Annotated in this window: 1 protein-coding gene; it reads left to right on the top strand. The window is 76.0% G+C overall.

Annotated features, from left to right (window positions below; genetic code table 11):
* A partial coding sequence (locus BWR60_RS36065) for a tetratricopeptide repeat protein (protein ID WP_144445890.1) occupies positions 1–954 on the top strand: 954 nt, incomplete at both ends.

Here is a 954-nt window from a genome sequence, read left to right as displayed (position 1 = left end):
GCTCCGGAAAGCCAGGCCCCGGCCGCGCCGGGCCAGCCCGCGGCGGCCGATGATCCGTCGTCGCAGGCGCCGCTGCCGCCCGACGCCTCGGCGGAGCTGCGCACCCTGGCCCGCCGCGCCATCGGCGGCGCCGCCGACGCCCAGCACGATCTCGGCACCTTCTACGCCCTCGGCCTGCAGGTGCCGCGCAGCTTCGAGCGGGCCGCCTACTGGTACCGCAAGGCGGCCGACCAGGGCGTCAGCAACGCCGCCTACAATCTCGGCGTGCTGCTGGAGCGCGGCCTGGGCGTGCCGCGGGATTCGGCGACGGCGACCAGCTATTTCCGCAAGGCGGCGGATGCCGGCCATCCCGACGCGCAGAACGCGCTCGGCCTGGCCTATCTCAACGGCACCGGCATCACCCGCGACGCCAACGAGGCGCTGAAGTGGTTCCGCCAGGCCAGCGCCAACGGCAACCCCCGCGGCGCCTTCAACATGGGCCGGCTGTACGAGACCGGCGCGGTCGGCGCCCCGGATCCGCGTGCCGCCGCCGGCTGGTACCGGGTCGCCGCCGATGCCGGCAGCGCCGACGCCAAGGCGGCCCTGGCCCGGCTGCAGGACGGCACGCCGCGCAACGGCTTCGTCAACCTGGCGCCGGACACGGCCACCGTCACCCCGCCGGCGCCGGCCGAGCCCTCGCCCGCCGACATCAGCGCCGACCAGACGCTGGGCGCGCTCGCCTCGCAGATGGCGCCGCCGGGAGCGGCGGCATCGGCGCCGGAGGACGGGCCCGTCGCCGCCGCCAAGGCGCCGATCCAGCCCCCGATTCCCGGCCGGCGCCCGACGCCGGCGGCGKAGCCGGCGCCGCGGCGCTCGACGATTTTCTTGCCCTCCTCCTCGTTCAGCCCCTTCACCAGCCAGATGCCGTTGAACGCGTCCTCGATGGTGGCCAAGAGCAGCACCGAGCTGACCACC

The organism is Inquilinus limosus (genome assembly GCF_002195995.1).
GTDB classification, from domain to species: domain Bacteria; phylum Pseudomonadota; class Alphaproteobacteria; order DSM-16000; family Inquilinaceae; genus Inquilinus; species Inquilinus limosus_C.
This window is presented reverse-complemented; position numbering and strand designations above follow the sequence as displayed.